This window comes from Pseudorhodobacter turbinis (assembly GCF_005234135.1).
Taxonomy (GTDB): domain Bacteria; phylum Pseudomonadota; class Alphaproteobacteria; order Rhodobacterales; family Rhodobacteraceae; genus Pseudorhodobacter; species Pseudorhodobacter turbinis.
The window spans coordinates 1,010,308-1,026,739 of record NZ_CP039965.1 but is presented as its reverse complement, the minus strand read 5'-3'; the positions used below and the strand labels follow the sequence as shown (position 1 = coordinate 1,026,739).

The 16,432-nt window shown below is 59.2% G+C and carries 14 protein-coding genes and 1 tRNA gene; 2 read left to right on the top strand and 13 right to left on the bottom strand.

Annotation, left to right across the window (positions count from 1 at the left end; genetic code table 11):
• Positions 1–7: 7 nt before the first annotated feature.
• The 3 genes from EOK75_RS17405 to EOK75_RS17395 all read right to left on the bottom strand — a co-directional run bounded on the left by EOK75_RS17405 (position 8) and on the right by EOK75_RS17395 (position 3,247).
• Positions 8–673 (bottom strand): amino acid ABC transporter permease, encoded by a 666-nt coding sequence (locus EOK75_RS17405; RefSeq protein WP_137195283.1) that lies wholly within the window; start codon positions 671–673, stop codon positions 8–10.
• A 72-nt stretch (positions 674–745) separates the two neighbouring features.
• Positions 746–1,552, bottom strand: a complete 807-nt coding sequence (locus EOK75_RS17400; protein ID WP_137195282.1) for an ABC transporter substrate-binding protein — start codon at positions 1,550–1,552, stop codon at positions 746–748.
• Positions 1,553–1,738: 186 nt separating this feature from the next.
• Entirely contained in the window at positions 1,739–3,247 is a 1,509-nt protein-coding gene (locus EOK75_RS17395; protein ID WP_137195281.1) for an aldehyde dehydrogenase (NADP(+)), read from the bottom strand.
• A 202-nt stretch (positions 3,248–3,449) separates the two neighbouring features.
• On the opposite strand from EOK75_RS17395, the gene EOK75_RS17390 reads away from it, so the two are divergent.
• Positions 3,450–4,484, top strand: coding sequence for an Ldh family oxidoreductase (locus EOK75_RS17390; protein WP_137195280.1), 1,035 nt, complete (start codon positions 3,450–3,452; stop codon positions 4,482–4,484).
• 44 nt (positions 4,485–4,528) lie between these two features.
• On the opposite strand, the gene EOK75_RS17385 is transcribed toward EOK75_RS17390, so the two are convergent.
• Positions 4,529–5,479 carry a dihydrodipicolinate synthase family protein gene (locus EOK75_RS17385; RefSeq protein WP_137195279.1) on the bottom strand — a complete coding sequence of 317 codons (951 nt, stop codon included), beginning with the start codon at positions 5,477–5,479 and terminating at the stop codon, positions 4,529–4,531.
• Between the two features lie 180 nt (positions 5,480–5,659).
• Between EOK75_RS17385 and EOK75_RS17380 the strand changes: the two genes are divergently transcribed.
• Positions 5,660–6,364 (top strand): GntR family transcriptional regulator, encoded by a 705-nt coding sequence (locus EOK75_RS17380; protein ID WP_137195278.1) that lies wholly within the window; start codon positions 5,660–5,662, stop codon positions 6,362–6,364.
• A 10-nt stretch (positions 6,365–6,374) separates the two neighbouring features.
• On the opposite strand, the gene EOK75_RS17375 is transcribed toward EOK75_RS17380, so the two are convergent.
• The 9 genes from EOK75_RS17375 to EOK75_RS17335 form a co-directional block, all read right to left on the bottom strand.
• Positions 6,375–6,596, bottom strand: a complete 222-nt coding sequence (locus EOK75_RS17375; protein ID WP_137195277.1) for a formate dehydrogenase subunit delta — start codon at positions 6,594–6,596, stop codon at positions 6,375–6,377.
• Positions 6,586–7,407: a formate dehydrogenase accessory sulfurtransferase FdhD gene (gene fdhD / locus EOK75_RS17370; protein ID WP_137195276.1), complete on the bottom strand. Its 822-nt coding sequence runs from the start codon at positions 7,405–7,407 to the stop codon at positions 6,586–6,588. The genes EOK75_RS17375 and fdhD overlap by 11 nt, the downstream gene beginning before the upstream one ends.
• A complete protein-coding gene (fdhF, locus tag EOK75_RS17365; RefSeq protein WP_137195275.1) occupies positions 7,407–10,304 on the bottom strand; it encodes a formate dehydrogenase subunit alpha in 2,898 nt (965 codons plus the stop codon). Before fdhF ends, fdhD begins: the two co-directional genes overlap by 1 nt.
• Positions 10,301–11,827 carry a formate dehydrogenase beta subunit gene (locus EOK75_RS17360; protein WP_137195274.1) on the bottom strand — a complete coding sequence of 509 codons (1,527 nt, stop codon included), beginning with the start codon at positions 11,825–11,827 and terminating at the stop codon, positions 10,301–10,303. Before EOK75_RS17360 ends, fdhF begins: the two co-directional genes overlap by 4 nt.
• A complete protein-coding gene (locus tag EOK75_RS17355; protein ID WP_137195273.1) occupies positions 11,824–12,300 on the bottom strand; it encodes a formate dehydrogenase subunit gamma in 477 nt (158 codons plus the stop codon). Before EOK75_RS17355 ends, EOK75_RS17360 begins: the two co-directional genes overlap by 4 nt.
• 66 nt (positions 12,301–12,366) lie before the next feature.
• A complete protein-coding gene (locus EOK75_RS17350; protein ID WP_137195272.1) occupies positions 12,367–13,275 on the bottom strand; it encodes a LysR family transcriptional regulator in 909 nt (302 codons plus the stop codon).
• A 76-nt stretch (positions 13,276–13,351) separates the two neighbouring features.
• On the bottom strand, positions 13,352–15,016 hold the full coding sequence (locus EOK75_RS17345; protein ID WP_137195271.1) for a Na/Pi cotransporter family protein: 1,665 nt from the start codon (positions 15,014–15,016) through the stop codon (positions 13,352–13,354).
• A gap of 137 nt (positions 15,017–15,153) precedes the next feature.
• Complete coding sequence (locus EOK75_RS17340; RefSeq protein WP_137195845.1) at positions 15,154–16,143, bottom strand: hypothetical protein; 990 nt, start codon at positions 16,141–16,143, stop codon at positions 15,154–15,156.
• Between the two features lie 194 nt (positions 16,144–16,337).
• Positions 16,338–16,414: transfer RNA gene (locus EOK75_RS17335), tRNA-Met, on the bottom strand.
• Between the last annotated feature and the right edge of the window lie 18 nt (positions 16,415–16,432).

Here is a 16,432-nt window from a genome sequence, read left to right as displayed (position 1 = left end):
TCTCCCTTCAATACCGGAACATGCGCCGCGCAAGCAGCCTTGCACCCAGCGTAACCGCCTTGGCGATCAGGTAATAGATCACCGCCGCGAGGGCAAAAATTTCAAATGTGCGGAAGCTGCGGACGTTGATATCTTGCGTCACACCAGCAAGGTCGGTGTTCATCCCCACGGTCACGCCCAGCGAGGTCATCAGAATGGCCCAGACCATCTGGTTCGTCGTGGGCAGGAAGGCGATGCGAAACATCTGCGGCATGATCACCAGCCGAAAGGCCTGCACCTGCGGCATCCCTAGGGATCGTGCCGCGCGCAACTGCGTTCCAGGAATGGCGCGCAAAGCCCCGCGGAAGGTCTCCGCCAGATAGCCCGCGTTGTTGAATGTAATCCCGGCCAACAAGGCGATATAGGGGCTTAGGTGAATACCAAAAGACCCAAGCCCGAAATGCGCCATATAGATCTGGAACAGGGCGGGCGTGTTGCGCGCCACCTCGACCCAGACTGTCGCAGGCGCATAGATCCACCGGGATTTGGAGTTGCGGGCAACCGCAAGGATCACGGCAAAGACCACACCCATTGCCATAGACAAGAGTGCGATTTCCAAAGTGACCAGTGCGCCGTCCAGCAAAAGCGGTATCTTTTGCCAAGCTTGACGCCATTGGAAGGTGTAAGTGAACATCTCGGCCCTTTATGTGTTTGGGTCCGTAGGGGACAGGGGGGGCGCACCCCCCTGTCTGTTATCGTTTGTCGTTTAACGGTAAACTTTGCTGACCGTCAGATCCGGTGCATCACCGCCAACCCATTTGTCGAACAGCTCTTGATAGCGGCCGGTGCGAACCTGCTGGTTGATGAACAGATCGAGATAGTTCAGCAGGCCGTATTCCTGACGCAGCGCGATCAAGGCAACATAATCCGGCAGATAAGGCGCGTCGCCCTTGATGACCAAGCCATCATATTTGCCCGATTGTACAATCGAAGAGGCCACGGTGGAGGTCACAACAGTGCCGTCGATCTGACCCTGCGACAACGCAAGGAACACATCGGCCTGCGACTGGTATGGACGGTAATCGCCGTCGCCCCATTCCTTGATGTTATCTTCCAACTGAATACCTTCGTAGGTGCCGCCAACGGAACCAACAGTCTTGCCCTTCAGGTCATCAAAGCCTTCAACGCCAGCATCTTCACGTGTCAGCACCACGTTGGTAAATGCGAAATAGGGTACAGAGAACCCGGCAGTCTTTGCCCGCTCCAGCGTGTCCGAGGTGGAGGCTACGCCCACATCAACCCGGCCCGATACCAGCGCCGGAATACGGTCGGGGAAGGGCGTTTCGACGATTTTGGCCTCTACCCCAAGGGCTTTGGCAAGGTCGTTACAGTAATCAACGTCAAAGCCGATAGCGTTGTTATCAGCATCGCGCGATCCCATCGGCGGGAAGTCCAGCACAACTGCGCAGCGCAGCGTGCCCGAGGCCATGATGTCATCCAGTTTGTCGGCGCTTGCGGTTCCGGCAAGGCAGGTTGCCGCGAGCAGTCCGCCCAAGAGTGCAGTTTTTTTCATTGTTATCTCCCTTTGGTATGGTCGTTTTTTGATTCGTCCTTGCACTGACTATGTTGACGGTCCGACCTTCGTGCAAGGAGAAATAATCGGAATATACAAAAAGTATTTTTGTCGATGTATTGCGAATATAAACGCCCGCCGAAGCGGGCGCATCGTAAGGACAGGTTACTGCCTTAGGGCCAGATGTCAAACCTCGGGCAGCAATTCCTTTGGCAGGTTCTGGTAGGCGACAGGGCGCAGGAAGCGGCGGATCGACAAAGTGCCAACGCTGGTTGCCCCGAAATTGGTGCTGGCAGGATATGGCCCGCCATGAACTTGCGAATCGACCACCTCAACACCAGTGGGGAAGCCGTTGACCAATACGCGACCTGCTTTGCGCTCCAAAACGGGGCGCAGGCTGCGGGCAGCATCCATATCGCCCGGCTCCATATGCAGGGTGGCGGTCAGCTGCCCGGCAAAGCCTTTGGCAAGCGAAACCATCTCATCGACAGAGCCGACACGGATCACCAGACCAAGCGGGCCAAAGACCTCTTCGGCAAGCTCGTGATTGGCAGTAAAGGCCGCGCCAGTGGTTTCAAACAGGTTTGGCCGTGCTTCGCGCCCTTCGGACTTAGAGGCGATCACGGTGGTGACGCCCTTTGCCTCGGCAAAGCGAGCTTCGCCCTGATGATAGGCCGATGCGATGCCGGGGGTCAGCATGACCTGCGGTGCAGAGGCCTCAAGCGCTGCTTTGGCGCTGGCGACAAAGCGGTCTGCGTCCGGCCCGTCAATCACAACTGCGATGCCGGGGTTGGTGCAAAACTGCCCTGCGCCCATGGTCAACGATCCGGCCCAGCCGGTGCCAAGCGCCTCGGCCCGCGCAGTCATTGCCTCGGGCAGCAGGAACATCGGGTTGACGGAACCCAGCTCGCCAAAGAAGGGAATCGGCTCTGGCCGAGCGGCGCACAGATCGAACAGGGCGCGCCCGCCACCCAAGCTGCCGGTAAAGCCGACGGCCTTGATCAACGGATGCTGAACAAGGCTGGTGCCGACGTCACGCTTGCCACCTTGGATCAATGAGAAGACGCCTTTGGGCATGCCGGTTTTCTCAATCGCGGCCTTGATCGCCTCGGCCACGATTTCGGCGGTGCCGGGGTGGGCGGAATGGCCTTTGACAACCACAGGGCAACCGGCAGCCAAAGCGGCAGCGGTATCACCGCCCGCAGTGGAAAACGCCAGCGGGAAGTTTGACGCGCCAAACACGGCAATCGGCCCGATGGGTTGCTGCATCATCACCATCTCGGGGCGGGGGGCAGGCGTGCGGTCGGGCTGGGCGGCATCATGACGGCGGTCAAGGTAATCGCCCTTGAGGATGTGATCCGCAAACAGGCGCAGCTGGCCCACGGTGCGGCCACGCTCACCCTGAAGGCGCGCTGCGGGAAGGCCTGTTTCGGCGCTGCCCACTTCGGTGATCGCCTCGCCGCGGGCGTCGATCTCATCCGCGATGGCGTTAAGAAAGGCGGCGCGGTCCTTGCGGCTGGAATAGCCATAGGTCCAGAACGCATCCTCGGCGGCCTCGGCGGCGCGGTTCACCAGTGCGACCGTGCCAACAGAATAGCTGTGCGCGGGCCCGGTGGCGGGCTCTGATTGGAATGTCTGATCTCCGGCGACCCATTCGCCTGCGATCAAATGTTTGCCATGCGGGGTAAATGTCATGTTGTGGCCCTTCTTGGTTTCTGCGGCCCTATTGCGGGCTAAAGTGAAACTGTGTTGGTTGGGGTGGCAGACGCCTTGCCCCGCTCGGTGCTTCATGCATACAATATGTATGCAGATACGCAACTGATATCCACCCATGGTCTAACGGATGTGCTGATGCCGTACAACCAATGACCCGAACGACATAAAAAAGGAGCGCCGGATGACCGCCGATATAACGCTGACCCCTGACGAGCTTACGAGCAAAGTCGTCGCCATTTTCCGTGCGGCCGGATTTTCCGCCCAACAGGCCGGACCCATTGCAGGGGTTATTGTGGCGGGTGAACGTGACGCCTGCAAATCCCACGGGATTTACCGGATTGAGGGCTGCTTGCGGACGTTGAAGCATGGCAAGGTTGTCCCCGATGCCGTGCCTACCCTGACGCAAGACGAAAGCGCGATTGTGCGGGTTGATGCCAAGGGCGGGTTTGCCAATGCCGCGTTCGAGATGGGCGCGCCGGTGCTGGCCGAACGTGCCAAGGCCCTTGGCCTCGCGGCGCTGGTCATCAATGACTGCACGCATTTTTCCGCCCTTTGGCCAGAGGTAGAGGCCCTGACCGAACGCGGTTTGGCAGCGATTGCGATGTGCCCAAGCTATGCCACGGTGGCGCCGACGGGCGGCACAACCGCGCTGATGGGGACAAACCCGCTGGCATTTGGCTGGCCGCGTGCGGGCCATGCGCCCTATGTGTTCGATTTCGCCACCAGCGTTGCCGCCCGAGGAGAGGTGGAGCTGCACCGCATTGCCGGAAAACCCCTGCCCGAAGGCTGGGCCGTTGATGCCGAGGGCGCGCCGACCACCGATCCGACGGCGGCGCTTGCGGGGGCGATGCTGCCCTTTGGCGGGCATAAAGGTTCGGCGATTTCAATGATGATCGAATTGCTGGCCGGTGTGATGATCGGCGATATGACCAGCCCCGAGGCGCTGGATTTCCTTGGCACCACCACCATCGCCCCGCGCCATGGCGAGCTGATCATCGCCTTTTGCCCCGACCGTTTCGCGGCCGCCAAAGGGGGGGTGAACCTTGATCAGGCCGAGGCGCTGTTTGATGCGGTGCTTGGGCAGGGGGCAAGGCTGCCATCTACCCGCCGCTTTACCGCGCGGGCGGAGTCAATGGCCAATGGCATTACGCTGAACGCGGATGAACAGGCGATGCTGGAACGGTTGCTTGCAGGCGGGCTGGACGCCGTCAGCTAATGCAAAAGGCCCGCTCAATGAGCGGGCCTTTTCAAATTCGTGCCTTAGGCAACAGCGCCGGGCAATTTGGACCAGTCGGCATACCATGCACGGAATAGCTCCAACTGTGCCTTGGCAAAGCCTTTTTGGCTTTCCGACAGCTCGTCGGTTTCAATGAAGTGCAAATTGTATTCGGCATCGCCGTTCAGTACCATGAGGTACTTGAAGTACAAAACCAGATCCACCCCGACGTCGAATTTCGACAAAACGGCGAGGGAGGATTCCAGTTCCTGTGCGCGCTGACGGGCAAGGGCACTGCCCTTGGCGGCCTCTTTGGACAAGCGCACAAGGTTCAACACTTCGGCAGGCAAAACGTTGCCAATGCCGGTGATCGCACCAGTGGCACCTGCATTGACGAACCCATGCACAACACAGGTATCAACACCCACCATCAGGGTCACGTCATCGTCGCGGCTGCTGATAAACTCAGCGGCATAAGACATCGCATCCGTCCCGCCGAATTCCTTGAAGCCGATCAGGTTCGCATGGTCTGCGCGCAGGGCAAAGAACAGGTCGGCACGAGTCTCGAACCCGTAATGGGGGCTGTTGTAGATCACGGCGGGCAAATCGGGGGCTGCGTTCAGAATCGCCTTGAAATGTGCCTTTTGCGCAGGGATGGACGAGCCGCGCGACAAAACCCGCGGGATAACCATCAAACCATGGGCGCCGACCTTTTGCGCATGCGCCGCATGGGCCACAGCCGAGGCAGAGTTCACAGCACCAGTGCCCACGATCACGCGCAGACCGGCCTTGACCAAACGCTCCACGCCTTCCATGCGCTGTGCATCGGTCAGCAGGGGCCAATCACCCATAGAGCCGCAATAGACCACTGCGGACATGCCTGCCGCGACCAGCTCTTTGCCCTTGGAGACGAGCGCGTCGAAATCCGGGCTGCGGTCGGGTTTGCACGGTGTCATCAGCGCCGGAATAGTGCCGGAAAAGATATTGGTTGTCATTAATCGCTCCTTGAAACTGCGGCTGGGGTGCCGGTGTCCGGCACAGGGTTTAACGTGTTCCTGACCTCTATAACAAGTTGCATACTATTTGTCGACATAATTTACGCAGCCAAAATCCGCCGCAGGACTTGATAGCGCAAGGCAACTCCCCTATCCAAAATTTACAACAAAGGAAATGGCATGAGCATCCCTGTACCCCCCGCCAAACCGGACCGCAAACGTGGCTCAGGCGTCAAGCATGTCTATGATGTTCTGCGCGACGAGATTATCGATCTGGCGTTGGAGCCCGGCAGCCCGATTGACGAAATCCAGCTGTCCGAGCGGTTCGAGATGTCGCGCACCCCGATCCGCGAGGCTTTGGTGCGTCTTGCGGGTGAAGGCTTGGTGACGACATTGCCCAACCGCTCTACGGTTGTGTCCAACATCAACTTTCTGACGCTGCATACGTTCTTTGATGCGCTGACTTTGATGTACCGTGTGACGACCCGACTGGCGGCGCAATATCACACCGCCGAAGATCTGGTTTCGATCCGCGCACATCAGGCGCTTTTTGCGCAAGCTGTGCAAAACCAGGATGCGCTTGCGATGATCGCCACCAACCGTGATTTTCATGCGGCCATCGCGGCGGCGGCGCAAAACACCTATTATGAGGGCCTTTTCCTGCGGTTGCTCGACGAAGGGCGGCGGATCTTGCGGCTGTACTACCAATCCTATCAGGACCAGCTTCCACAAGAATATGTGGCCGAGCATGAAGATATTATCAGTGCCATTGCCGCCCGCGATATTGCGGAAGCGGACAAGTTGGCCCAGATCCATGCCGATCAGATTGTCTCGAAAATCCAGCGGCTTATCGCAAGCGACCGGCGTCAGAACATCAAGCTATAACGGCTTGATGTCAGGCTGCTTTGGCCTGCCGTATGCGCTTTGCCGCCTCAACCACCAGCGCATCAAGCCCTGCGCCACCACCGTCGACATGCACGTAAAGCTTTTCAAGCATCCGCGGTTCCCAGAAATCGCTGAGGTGGGCCGCGATGTTCTCGATGCGGCTTGCCTCGGGTTGTGTGCGAAAGAACTTGGCGATCTGATTGGTCATATAGACCATTTTCTCAGGGGACATTGGGGACCTCGGGAATGATACGTTTTGGGTGGGAATATATGTCGAAGCCGCCCCCGCGGGCAAAGGCGACCAGCGTGATGCCCGCCGCTTTGGCAGCGCGCAGGGCGTAGGCGGTCGGGGCGGAAACGGCGATCAAGACGGGCGCGCGCGTTACAGCCGTTTTTTGCACCAGCTCGATCGAAAGGCGGCTGGTCATCACAAAGGCCCCGCTTGCCGGATCAATCCCTGCAAGCGCCAAGGCACCGATCACCTTATCCAGCGCGTTATGACGGCCCACATCCTCGCGGGCCAGAATGATCCCTTTGCCGGGCTGCAAGAACCCTGCCGCATGGGTGGCGTGGGTCAGGTCGTGCAGAGGTTGATGATTGCGCAAGGCATCTGTCGCCCCGGCAATATCGGCATAGGAAAAGCGCAAGCCGGCCCCACCCACCTGCGGCAAATCGCGGTCTGCCTGCTCTAGGCTGTCGATCCCGCAAAGGCCGCAGCCCACGGGACCCGCCATCAGGCGGCGACGGGCGGCGATGGCCTCGGCCCGATCCTCAGCCAGCCAGAAGCGGGCCTCAAGGCCGTTAGGATGGTCGACCAGTTCAAAATTCTCGATCTGGGACAGATCGGTGATCACCCCCTCGGACAACGCAAAACCATGCGCGAAATCCGCAAGATCGGTGGGGCTGGCCATCATCACCGCTTGGGTCGACCCGTTAAAGACGATTGCAACGGCCACCTCCTCGGGCAACGCGCGGTGAACCGTGCGGCTGCCATCGGCTTGCACCGACAGCCCCGTAAGGCTGGAGGAGGCGGGGTGCGTCACTACTCTGCCGCCGGAAGGATGCGGCGCGACAGTTCGGCGTGGGCGTTGTAATCCTCTTGCCAGTCGGTCGGGCCGTTTGACGCGCTGACCTGCACCGCCGTTACCTTGTATTCCGGGCAGTTGGTGGCCCAATCGGTGTAATCGGTGGTGATCACATTCGCCTGTGTGTCGGGGTGGTGGAAGGTCGTGTACACCACACCCGGGCTGACGCGATCCGTGATCTTGGCACGCAGGGCGGTTTCGCCAGAGCGGCTGGCGAGCTTGACAAAATCACCCTCATTCACGCCGCGCACTTCGGCATCATGGGGATGGATTTCCAGCAAATCCTGATCATGCCAGATGGAGTTTTCCGTCCGCCGTGTTTGGGCACCCACGTTATATTGCGACAAGATACGCCCCGTGGTCAGCAAAAGCGGGAAGCGCGGGCCGGTTTTCTCATCCGTGGCGATATATTCGGTGACGATAAACCGCCCCTTGCCGCGCATGAATCCATCGACATGCATCAAAGGTGTGCCCTCGGGATGCTCTTCGTTGCAGGGCCATTGGACGCTGCCTTTTTCCTCCAGCATGGCGTAATTGACGCCGGCAAAGCTGGGGGTGACAGAGGCGATCTCATCCATGATCTGGGACGGATGGGTATAGGTCCAGCCGCCGCCCATCGCATTGGCCAGCAGTTGCGTCACCTCCCAATCGGCATAGCCGTTCTTGGGGGCCATCACGCGGCGCACGCGGTTGATGCGGCGCTCGGCATTGGTGAAAGTGCCATCCTTTTCAAGGAAGGTCGAACCGGGCAGGAACACATGCGCGTAATTGGCGGTCTCGTTCAAGAACAGATCATGGACGATCACACATTCCATCGCGGCCAATCCGGCGGCCACATGTTTGGTATCGGGGTCGGATTGCAAGATATCCTCCCCTTGGCAATAAAGCCCCTTGAAGGTGCCATCGACCGCCGCATCCAGCATATTGGGGATACGAAGCCCCGGTTCGGGGTCGATGACCGTGCCCCAAGCATCCTCAAATATCTTGCGCACTTCGGGCAGTTTGACATGGCGGTAGCCCGGCAATTCATGCGGGAAGCTGCCCATGTCACATGACCCTTGGACGTTGTTTTGTCCCCGCAGCGGGTTCACCCCAACACCTTTGCGCCCGATATTTCCGGTCAGCATCGCAAGGTTGGCGATGCCCATCACGGTGGTGGAACCCTGGCTGTGCTCTGTCACACCCAACCCGTAATAGATGGAACCGTTGCCGCCCGTGGCAAACAGCCGTGCCGCAGCGCGCAATTCCTCAGGGTCGACACCGGTCAGCAGGGCAGTTGCCTCGGGCGAATGGCGCTCATTACTGACAAAACTGGCGTAGTCTTGGAATTCATCCCAATCACAGCGCTCGCGGATATAGGCCTCATCCATTAGGCCTTCGGTTACGATGACATGGGCCAAGGCGGTGACGACAACGACATTGGTGCCGGGGCGCAGGGGCAGGTGATGCGCGGCCCCGATATGGGCCGATTTCACCAGATCAATCCGGCGTGGATCGATCACGATCAGCTTGGCGCCTTGGCGCAACCGCTTTTTCAAGCGGCTTGCAAAGACGGGGTGCGCATCCGTCGGGTTGGCCCCGATCACGATCACGACGTCGGTTTCCTCGACGGAATCGAAATCTTGTGTGCCTGCCGAGGTGCCAAAGGCCTGCCCCAAACCATAGCCTGTGGGCGAATGGCAGACGCGTGCGCATGTATCGGTGTTGTTATTGCCAAAGACCTGACGTGTCAGCTTTTGCACCAGATAGGTTTCCTCATTGGTGCAACGGCTAGAGGTGATAACCCCGATGGATTTCTGGCCGTATTTCTCTTGCAAGCCGCGCATCCGCTTGGCGGTAAAGTTCAGCGCCTCATCCCAGCTGACCTCGCGCCATGGATCGGTGATCTTGTCGCGGATCATCGGGTTCAGGATGCGGTCCTTGTGGTTGGCATAGCCATAGGCGAAACGCCCCTTGACGCAGCTATGGCCCCTATTCGCCTTGCCGTGTTTGTAGGGCACCATGCGCACCAGCTCATCGCCGTTCAGCTCAGCCTTGAAGGAACAACCCACGCCGCAATAGGCACAGGTGGTTATGACGGAACGTTGCGGCGTGCCCAGCTCAATGATGGATTTTTCTTGCAAGGTTGCGGTTGGGCAGGCCTGAACGCAGGCGCCGCAGCTAACGCAATCCGAGGCCAGTGCATCATCGGTTTTCGCACCAAAGGACACGCGGCTGTCGAACCCGCGGCCCTCGATCGTCAGGGCAAAGGTGCCTTGCACCTCTTCGCAGGCGCGCACGCAACGGCTGCAGACGATGCATTTCGCCGGATCATAGGTGAAATACGGGTTGCTGTCGTCCTTGGGCATCCATGAAGGATTTACCTCGGCGCTGGTGTTGCGCGGGGTGAAATGGTTGGCCAAGGGGGCATTTTCAGGGGCGGTGTAGCGCACATCGCGCAGGCCCACGACGCCGGCCATATCTTGCAATTCGCAATCACCATTGGCCGAGCAGGTCAAACAATCCAGCGGGTGATCGGAGATATAAAGCTCCATCACGCCGGTGCGCAGCTTCTTGAGCTTTGGGGTTTGGGTCTGCACCACCATGCCTTCGACCACAGGTGTGGTGCATGAGGCGGGCGTGCCGCGCCGTCCTTCGATTTCCACCACGCACAGCCTGCATGATCCGAAGGCCTCAACACTATCGGTGGCGCAAAGCTTGGGGATTTGCAGGCCCGCCTCGGCGGCGGCGCGCATCACGGATGTGCCATCGGGCACGGTCACGGCGAAACCGTCAATGGTCAGGGTCACGGGCGCGCCGCTGCGTGCGGGGGTGCCCATATCACGGTCATCGGTGGGGATGATGAAATCTTTCATTCGGCGGCCTCCTTTTGGGTCGCGAAGTCGTCAGGGAAATGCGTAAGGGCGGACATAACGGGAAAGGGGGTAAAGCCCCCAAGCGCGCAAAGAGAGCCATCCTTCATCGTTTCACAAAGATCGGTCAGCAGCGCTACCGCGCCGGTATCGCCTTGGCGGATACGGTCAAGGGTTTCGACCCCGCGAACGGAACCAATCCGGCAAGGCGTGCATTTCCCGCAAGATTCGATTGCGCAGAATTCCATCGCGAAACGCGCCATATCCAGCATGTCCGTACTGTCATCAAAGATCACCAGCCCCGCATGGCCGATCAGGCCGCCCTGCTGGTCAAATGCCTCATAGCAGATGGCGGTCTCAAACTTTTCGCGGGGCATATAGGCACCCAATGGCCCGCCGACCTGCACCGCCTTGACCGGACGACCCGAGGCCGTACCGCCCCCGATCACATCCACTGCCTCGCCCAGCGTCATGCCAAAGGCGGTCTCGAACAAACCGCCCTGCTTTACATTGCCGGCGATTTGCAGCGTGACCGTGCCGCGCGACCGGCCAAGCCCGAAATCGGCATAGGCCTGTGCGCCTCGCTCGAATATCACGGGAACGGTGGCAAGGCTGATGACGTTATTGACCACGGTCGGGCGACCAAGAAACCCTTCAAGCGCGGGCAGCGGTGGCTTGGCGCGCACCACGCCGCGCTTGCCCTCAAGCGAGTTCAGCAGCGAGGTTTCCTCACCGCAGACATAGGCGCCAGCACCGACGCGAACCTCCATATCAAAGGCGTGGCCGGACCCCAGAACATCCGCGCCAAGCACGCCCTTTGCGCGCGCAATCTGTACGGCGGCCTGCATAACCGCGACCGCATCGGGATACTCGCTGCGCATATAGACATAGCCCTTGGTCGCCCCCACGCCGAGGCCCGCAATCGCCATGCCCTCGATCAAGGTAAAGGGGTCGCCCTCCATCAGCATCCGGTCGGCAAAGGTGCCGCTGTCGCCCTCATCGGCATTGCAGACAATGTATTTCTGCGGGGCTTTTGCGCCCAGAACCGTGTTCCACTTGATGCCGGTCGGAAAGCCCGCACCGCCACGACCGCGCAAGCCGCTGGTCGTGACCTCGGCGACGATCTCCTCGTTGCTCATGTTGGCCGCGCGACGCAGGCCCGCAAGCCCACCGTGGGCCTCATAATCAGCCAAGTCCAGCGGGTCGATCACCCCGACGCGTGCAAAGGTCAGCCGCGTCTGGCGCTGCATCCAAGGCAGGTCATCCACCGGCCCCAAGGCCTTGGGGTGCGCGGAGAGATTACCAAAAAGCCCCGCAACATCGCCCGGCTCCATCGGGCCAAAGCCGTGGCGGACACCGTCAATCACAACCTCGGCCAAAGGTTCCAGCCAGACCATCCCGCGCGATCCGTTGCGCACCAGCGTCACCTCGATGCCGCGTTGTGCCGCCTCTTTGGTGATGGCCGTGGCCAGATCATCCGCGCCAAGCGCCTTGGCTACGCTGTCGAGGGGGAGGAAAATCTTCATGCGCCAGCCTCCTGCAAGAGGGCGGCCATTCGGGCATCATCGACCCTTGCCACAACCTTGTTGTCGACCATCGCGGCAGGCCCGCAGGCGCAAAGCCCGAGGCAATAGACCGGCTCTATCGTGACCGCGCCGTTCGCGGTCGTGCCGTGCCAGTCCAGCCCCAGCTTGGCCAATGTCGAGGCCGCCAAAGCATCTGCGCCCACGGATTTACAGGCCTCGGCCCGACAAATCTTGATCACATGCCGACCCGTCGGTTCCTCGCGGAAATCATGATAGAAGGAGACCACCCCATGCACTTCGGCTTTGGTGATATTGAGCGCTGTGGCAATCAGGGCCTCTGCGCCTTGGGGGATGCAGCCGTATCGTTCTTGAAGCGCATGCAAAATAGGCAGCATGGGGCCTTCGAGATGGGTATGGGATGCGATGATATCGCTGATTTCGGTCTGATCCGGGGCTGGCGAGACTGCGGGCATGGCAAAGTTTCCTTCTTTGCCCCATAGAATTCCGTTCCTCATACGGAAATCAATAATGAAATTCCGTTAACCGATCAGGATTCCTGATTGATCTGCCTCTGAAAGCTTGCGCGCCGAGGTCAGCAGCGCGTCAATCACAGGGCTGCGCGGTTCGCGGTGGGGAACGATCAACCCCACCGAATGCCGCCTGCGGGCATCCGACATCGGGACAAGGACCAGCTTTTTGCCGGTGGTTAAAAACCGTGCAATATCGGCCGAAAGTATCGTCATACAGCGCCCCGTTTCCACGCTTGCAGTCAATGCGATGATGGAATTGGATTCAATGCGGGTTGTGGGCGAAATATCATGCTCGGCGAAGATCTGGTTGATGATACGGCGGTTCTGCATGTCGGGGGTCAACAGTGCCAGAGTTTCGTCTTTTAGTTCGGACCAGCCGACCTCCGCTTTACTGGCAAAAGGAGAGTCGTGGCGGCACAGCAAAACATAGCTTTCATCATAAAGCGGTGCCGTATGCACACGGCCCAAGGGCTCATTATCAAGGTAGGAAATGCCTGCATCCACCTCAAATCCGTCCAGTAGGGTAAGGATCTCGCGCGAGGTGCTTGACAGAATGGTGAAATGGACCTTGGGGTTGCGCTTGGTGAACTTTGACGACAGCCGCGCGGCCCATGTTAGTGCCGTCGGGATAACGGCAAGGCGCAACTCCCCCGAAAGGCCGTTGCGCTTGATGCGCATTTCTTCGCGGAACTGGCGGGCATCGCCGGTGATGCGCTGTGCCCAGACCAGCGCGGTTTGCCCCTCGGGGGTCAACCCGCCAAAGCGGGAGCCGCGAAAAACAAGCTGCACGCCCAACTGTTCTTCCAGCTGCTTGATCCCCGCCGAGAGCGAGGGCTGGGAGATATTCAGGCTTTGCGCCGCGCGCCCGAAATGCGTCTCACGGGCGACGGCGATGAACATTTCGAGCTTGTCGATCATTATCGAGATATCCGATCAATTTCGGTAAGTTTGATCAGAATTATGGAAGAAGCCCCTGCGCCGGTCAAGAGAGCCGTTATTTCGGCTGCGCCAACCGGCTTTCCAGCAGATGCCCGCTTTCCGTCAGGATCGGATAGGCCACCGTCACCAGCAAAGAGTTGATCTCTTTGAATGCGCGCACGGTTTCGAGGTGGATGTCGGAGGTGTCGATACTATCGGAATGGGCATTGCGCAGCCGCTCAAGGTGGCGGTCATGGCTTTCGCGTTCCAGCTTGCGCATCATCTCCTTTTCCTTGACCAACTGGCGCGCGCTTTCCACATCGCCCGACACCAGAACATTCAGGGCAAGCTGCAAGTTCGCCTCTACCCGGCTGTGCAGATTGCACATTTCTGTCCAGCCTTCGGGTGAGAAACGCAGGCCTTTCTTGGCACGGGTTTCAGCGAGGCCGAGCAGGCTTTTGGCGATGATATCCCCGATATATTCAAGGTTAATAGAGAAATCCGTCAGGTCGTTGCCAAGCTTTGCTTCCGCCTCGGTCAGGTTACCGCGCTGGACCTGCGCGACGAACAGCTTGATGTCGGTATGCTTGCGATTCACCTGCTCATCCAAAGCGCGGACGCGTTTGATTTTATCAAGGCTGCCACCGTCCATCAGCTCCATTATGGGATGGTACATGGTGGCGACCGTTTCCCCCATGCGCAAAAGCTCACGCTTGGCGCTGGCAAGGGCGACACGCGGATTGTCGACCGAAGCGTGGTCAAGCATGCTGGCGGCTTGGGCCACATCGTCTGTGGCGGATTCGGTGGTGGGATCAGGCAGCAAAGCCGCTGTAAGCCGCGCCATTGGCCGCACAAGCGGCAAGGCCAGTAGCAAAAGACCCAGATTAAATGCCAGATGGAAATTGACCAGCTGCACCGGTTCCGACCCGCCCAAAAGCGCGATCGGTATCGCGATAATTTGCGAAACGGTCAGCAAGGCCGCCGCAGCCACGCCGCGAAAGATCAGGTTGCCAAGCGGAATACGGCGGGCCTCCACCTCCATCCCGCGGGTCAGCCAAACAGCGATAATCCCGCCGCCAAGATTGGCACCCAGTACCATCGGCACGGCCACCTCCAGCGGTAACAGCCCGCTGCTGGCAAAGGTCACGAACAAAAGCACCGTCGCCACCGAGGAATGCACAACCCATGCAATCACGGCCGCCGCCAAAAATGCGGTCAGGGGGTCACCCTGCAAATAGGCCATCATCCCCGGCATCAAGGCAGAGTCGCGCAACGGTTCCGTCGCGTCGCCAACCATTTGCAAGGACAGCAGGATAAAGGCGATGCCCAGCACGATCCGTCCGGTTTGCCGTACGGTGCGCGCCTCGAATTTCAAAAACATCGTGGCGCCAACCAAAAGCAGGAAGGGGATCAGGCCCGACAGATCAAAGGACAGAATCTTCACGACAAGGGCAGAACCAAGATCAGCCCCTAGAAGGGCCGCAATCCCAGTGCTAACCGTCAAAATGCCTGAGGTCACAAAGCCTGCCGCCAGGATCCCCACAGCGGTGGAGCTTTGCAAAACCACGGCCAGTATCATGCCCACCAGCGCCATTTGCGGGGTGCCGCCCTTTGCCCCGCGCAGGGCGGACTTCAACCGCGTTCCATGCGCCCGTTCCACCCCCGTGCGCACCATGCGAACCGCCCAGAGCAAAAGCAAAACGGCCCCGGCGAGGTGGATCAGGAAGGCGACAGGTAGCATTAAAAGGGTCCTTTATTCTGGGTAGAGGGCGTCATTTCACAAACAATGCATGCCGTCCATTGGACAAAACGTAAAATTCACGCCCGGATTGTAAAAGCTGCGTGAAACAAGGCTATCAGCCCGCGCCTGCATCAGGTTTAGCGGACCCAAAGCCCCTCGCGCTTAATTTTGTTGCGGATCATCTGCTCTCGTCTTGGCAGATCATCGCGGTCAAACAAAGCCCGCACATCGCGGCCCTTGCCTTGATATACCATCTTTTTGAACGGCAGATATTCCTTTAGCACTTTCTTGACCGGGTTCGGTGCAAGGACTTGTTCCACCACCTCTACCGCGTGGTCGCTTTCGCGGGCGTAAAACAGCGGCATGGTGCGCCAGTGGCAGGTCACATCCCCGTCCAGCCCCGCCAGCGCATCCCCAGGCCGGCCGCCGCCAAAACTGTGAATGACCAAAGGCAGGGCGACCTGATCGAGCCACGGGCTTAGCGGTTGGCATATCAGCTCGGGGGGGGCATCATCGCGGATCACACGGGCATATTCGGCGAAACGCTTGCCAAAGCGCTGCGGGCTTTCGTGAAAGAACCAGCCGGCATTGAAGTAAAGGTAGCGTTTCCAGTATTCAGCGGGCTGGCTGGTATCGAGGCTGCTTTCGAAATCCAGCCCGAAACGGTCATAAAGCGCGCGCCAAATCTCGGTATAGCCGGGGCCGTAAAGCTCCAACACCGGCCAGGTGCCTTCTCGTTTCATCGAGGCCGAAGGTTTGGCGAAATCAAACCCGACTGATGCCAGCGGTCCGGTAAAGACGGTATCGGTATCGACAAAAAGAAAGGGCTCATCCGGCAGGGCGGTCAGGCATTCGATCTTGTTGCCATAGGGATATGAGGCCCCGAAGATCTTGTTTTCGAATGGTATGATCTCGGCGCCGAATTGCACCAAGAGCGCCAGAATATCTGGATCTTGAATTGCGGGATCATCCGGCCAAAGCGGTCCGGCTTGCGGTACCGCGATAAACAAGCGTCCGGTAAAATCGGGATTGGTCGCGCGCAAGCTTGCCGCCAACAAGACCGCCTCATAGGACAGCCGCCCGCTTTGACCCACGGCGACGATATTGAATTGCCGCTTGTCCACCATGCTCTGCCTCATTTGCGTCGTTGACCGGTCTTGCTTTGCCATCAGTATAAAGCGGTGAATAAAGATTGGAAGCGAGGCCCATAGCGGTGCCGCACCGCCCTCTTTGTGACGCCGTTTAATTACGCAAGGGTAAATTTTCCAAGAATTCTGTCGCAGGGCTCGGGAATCACGGGCGCTGGCATTTGAAAGAAAAGTGGTGGCGAGGGGGGGACTCGAACCCCCGACCCCACGATTATGAGTCGTGTGCTCTAACCAGCTGAGCTACCTCGCCACTTGGAGTGGCTGATTA

Excerpts from the sequence above, each read along its gene's own strand:
- EOK75_RS17405 (WP_137195283.1), bottom strand. The coding sequence starts at position 673 with ATGTTCACTTACACCTTCCAATGGCGTCAAGCTTGGCAAAAGATACCG.
- EOK75_RS17400 (WP_137195282.1), bottom strand. The coding sequence starts at position 1,552 with ATGAAAAAAACTGCACTCTTGGGCGGACTGCTCGCGGCAACCTGCCTT.
- EOK75_RS17395 (WP_137195281.1), bottom strand. The coding sequence starts at position 3,247 with ATGACATTTACCCCGCATGGCAAACATTTGATCGCAGGCGAATGGGTC.
- EOK75_RS17390 (WP_137195280.1), top strand. The coding sequence starts at position 3,450 with ATGACCGCCGATATAACGCTGACCCCTGACGAGCTTACGAGCAAAGTC.
- EOK75_RS17385 (WP_137195279.1), bottom strand. The coding sequence starts at position 5,479 with ATGACAACCAATATCTTTTCCGGCACTATTCCGGCGCTGATGACACCG.
- EOK75_RS17380 (WP_137195278.1), top strand. The coding sequence starts at position 5,660 with ATGAGCATCCCTGTACCCCCCGCCAAACCGGACCGCAAACGTGGCTCA.
- EOK75_RS17375 (WP_137195277.1), bottom strand. The coding sequence starts at position 6,596 with ATGTCCCCTGAGAAAATGGTCTATATGACCAATCAGATCGCCAAGTTC.
- fdhF (WP_137195275.1), bottom strand. The coding sequence starts at position 10,304 with ATGAAAGATTTCATCATCCCCACCGATGACCGTGATATGGGCACCCCC.
- EOK75_RS17360 (WP_137195274.1), bottom strand. The coding sequence starts at position 11,827 with ATGAAGATTTTCCTCCCCCTCGACAGCGTAGCCAAGGCGCTTGGCGCG.
- EOK75_RS17355 (WP_137195273.1), bottom strand. The coding sequence starts at position 12,300 with ATGCCCGCAGTCTCGCCAGCCCCGGATCAGACCGAAATCAGCGATATC.
- EOK75_RS17350 (WP_137195272.1), bottom strand. The coding sequence starts at position 13,275 with ATGATCGACAAGCTCGAAATGTTCATCGCCGTCGCCCGTGAGACGCAT.
- EOK75_RS17345 (WP_137195271.1), bottom strand. The coding sequence starts at position 15,016 with ATGCTACCTGTCGCCTTCCTGATCCACCTCGCCGGGGCCGTTTTGCTT.
- EOK75_RS17340 (WP_137195845.1), bottom strand. The coding sequence starts at position 16,143 with ATGGTGGACAAGCGGCAATTCAATATCGTCGCCGTGGGTCAAAGCGGG.